Origin of the sequence: Paenibacillus sp. LHD-38 (assembly GCF_031157315.1) — a bacterium.
In the GTDB taxonomy this organism is placed as follows: Bacteria; Bacillota; Bacilli; order Paenibacillales; family Paenibacillaceae; genus Pristimantibacillus.
Genome location: NZ_JAVIFU010000116.1, coordinates 1 through 2,882, shown reverse-complemented (window position 1 = coordinate 2,882; position 2,882 = coordinate 1). Strand labels below are relative to the sequence as shown.

Here is a 2,882-nt window from a genome sequence, read left to right as displayed (position 1 = left end):
GAGCGTCCTCCTGGATGATGGAATTTTTAGGGCTATGACCCGTTGCGTACTTCCATCGTACCGAGGCGCTCGTTTTTTTGCAAAGCGGAAATTTAACGCTCTACAGGAATGCTATCGTTGCCCGTTAGTTCAGCTTTTTATTGAATCAAATACAAAGACAGGACCATTCCACTTTTCATCTTGTATAAGCTGCTCATCATAAAAATTGGTTTCTTTGAATTGTGTAATTACCTGCTTCCAAAATTCATACGCGCTCTTATTAGCAAATGTCTGTCGCACCTCCCATACACCACAGTACTGTTCAAACAGTGAGTAAGCAACTTTCCTACCTACTCCTTTGCGCCTGTATTTTCTCATAATAAAGAATTCACTTATTGTGTTTGTTTTTTCAGCAGTACTCAGTTTCATATATTCTTTTGGAACATCGAGGCTAATCAAAACAAAGCCCGCAATCTCCCCATCCACTTTGACTAAAAAAGGACGTCGATATTCATCTGTCCACTGATGATCGAAGTATTTGTATAAGTACAGCCCATGGTTGTTTAATACGTGTCCGTCAAATTCGCTACTGTCGTAACGATATAGCTGAATGAGATTGTAAAGTACTGTCTTCTCTTCATACGGGACCAGTGTTATTTCAATATTCATCGCATATCCTCCTTAACTACTTGGGGTATTTTACCATAAAATTGGTGGTCAAGTATGCATATAACCAAACTAACCTGCCCGTTAGCTTAACGCCCAGCGGCACATATGTACAAAATCTTTTATTTTATATGAAGATGTAAAAGGTACTGCCGCGGCAACTCCTTTATCGTTTGTATAGAGTAGCATTTGTTGGCTGGAGAAAAGGACGACCATCACGCTCGTCCCTTTCTTTTTCCTCTTATTCTTGAATCTGTTCCATAATATTCTTCAATTCATCAATCGTACCGTTTAATGAACTAGTGGACGCGGTGAAAAAGTGATCCTCTGTAATCAAATGCACTACTTTTCTACTCTCTCCATCCACATAAGCGGCAATATGGCCGTTAATTTGTGTTAGCTCAACAGTTTGTTGATCATATGCATCCTTCACAAACTTAATTGTTCCCTCTTCATCCTTAAATGCTGAAGCTTGAGTAAACCAGATTTCAATACCATTTAGCGTAGTAAATTCTGTTCTAAGGATTAGTCCATCATCTTCAGTGTCAGTAGCTCGAATTTCAGTTTCCTTCAACACAGAATCTGTAGCAGGATCATAAACTGATCTTGGTACAAAGATTTTGTCTGCCGGCACTTCTGAGATATCCATTGTTCCAGGCATCTGCTCGCCTTGCTGATCGGGTTGAACAGGAACCTCTGTCTCATCATTTATGGGTGCTTGCTCTCCTTGTGTGACATCCAATCCTAAATTTGTTTGTTTATCCCCATTCACCTCCGGGGCATAGGATTGAAAATTAGTCCCACCGGATTTTGTCGATGATTTGAGAAAATCCAATCCATTAATAGCTAACGTTATTCCCAGAATACTAAGGAACGCAAAGCTAACGAGTGAGATGTTAAGCATTTTATAGTTACGTATTTTTGCTGGTTGTTTAGTCCGATTCATGATTAATTGTGCCGAATGGTCGTTGAAAGTTTCCCCCAATGGATTTCCTTGCAACGATTTGTACCAATCAGGAATTGAATGGCTCATAAATATAACCCTCCCGTAATAAGAAATTCATTTTCTTCCTTGCTCCAAATAATCTAGATCTTACTGTTCCCTCCGGAACGTTTAAGATCTGCGCTATCTCTTGGATAGATAATTGATATTTTGCGTGAAGCACAATGACTTCACGGAATTTTGCTGATAATTTAAATACTTGTTTCCAAACGTCGTTAGTTGTCTCTTTATCGAAGAAAGATTGTTCTGCCGATTGATAATTATTCTTTGAAGGCACAATATCTATTAGCAGAACTTTTCGGAAAAATGCCGAGTTCCGATAGTTATAGCTAATATTTCTCGTTATTTTCAACAACCATGTTTTTATGGAGGACTCGGCTCTAAAAGAAATCACGTTACGGTAGACTTGTAAGAAAACATCTTGAGTTATATCATCTGCCATGTTCCGATTTTTAATGATGGAAAAAGCAAAGTTCCAGACATCTTGTCCATATTCCTTCATTAGCTCCTCTAACGTTAACGAGTCCATTTCCGTTAGATATCTTAATGATCTTTGACTCAACTCTTATCACCTCAATATAATAGACAAGTTACAACTGTTTTCGTTCATTTTTTCTTGAAAAATGAACAAGCCCAACGATTATTCGCGGGCTTCGTTTTCTGTACCGTCCAAATTGGTCCTTGAATATTGAATTTTGTAGAACTACATAACTTTGTTACTCACATTATCATTTTCTTACTCAGCTTTTCTATCAATATTATTCGTTTTGGAGATATAAAACTTGATAGCTGAGACCTGAATCACCACGTTATCCTGCCCGTTAGCTTAACGAAAAATGGAGCAGCTGCCGCAGCAAACTGCTCCTTATTTGTTGAACTATCGTTACCCGTTAGCGTAATACGCTGTGAGTCAATATCACTCAAAATGAAACACGTTTTTTCCATCTTTATTAAAACCATTCAGAATGAATCCACCATGATAATTTTCAATGTATTTGTCCTGCAAAGCGAACCATAGTCTGTTCCCATCGAATAATTCTACTATTTCTGCGTCTTTATCAATGTATTTGTCCGAGCCTTTGTGCTTGATGTGAAGCGTGCTAATCTGCGCTTCCTTTATTATGCCGTAGTAAAGCTGGTACTGCTTTTCTTCATCTTTTGCATTGGAATCTAGGTTAACCCAACCCCAAGTTACATCTTCTTTGGTAGGGAAAGCCACAGTACCACCGCCAAA

General features: G+C 38.5%; 4 protein-coding genes. All 4 read right to left on the bottom strand.

Annotated features, from left to right (window positions below; genetic code table 11):
• Positions 1-129 precede the first annotated feature (129 nt).
• Positions 130-648 (bottom strand): GNAT family N-acetyltransferase, encoded by a 519-nt coding sequence (locus RCO25_RS34445; protein ID WP_309000545.1) that lies wholly within the window; start codon positions 646-648, stop codon positions 130-132.
• A gap of 238 nt (positions 649-886) precedes the next feature.
• Positions 887-1,678 (bottom strand): hypothetical protein, encoded by a 792-nt coding sequence (locus RCO25_RS34440; protein ID WP_309000544.1) that lies wholly within the window; start codon positions 1,676-1,678, stop codon positions 887-889.
• Positions 1,659-2,150 carry an RNA polymerase sigma factor gene (locus RCO25_RS34435; RefSeq protein ID WP_309000543.1) on the bottom strand — a complete coding sequence of 164 codons (492 nt, stop codon included), beginning with the start codon at positions 2,148-2,150 and terminating at the stop codon, positions 1,659-1,661. The genes RCO25_RS34440 and RCO25_RS34435 overlap by 20 nt, the downstream gene beginning before the upstream one ends.
• A 414-nt stretch (positions 2,151-2,564) precedes the next feature.
• The coding region (locus tag RCO25_RS34430; protein ID WP_309000542.1) for a hypothetical protein at positions 2,565-2,882 on the bottom strand (318 nt) is incomplete at its 5' end.

Coding starts and splice junctions, on each gene's coding strand:
- RCO25_RS34445 (WP_309000545.1), bottom strand. CDS start 648: ATGAATATTGAAATAACACTGGTCCCGTATGAAGAGAAGACAGTACTT.
- RCO25_RS34440 (WP_309000544.1), bottom strand. CDS start 1,678: ATGAGCCATTCAATTCCTGATTGGTACAAATCGTTGCAAGGAAATCCA.
- RCO25_RS34435 (WP_309000543.1), bottom strand. CDS start 2,150: ATGAAGGAATATGGACAAGATGTCTGGAACTTTGCTTTTTCCATCATT.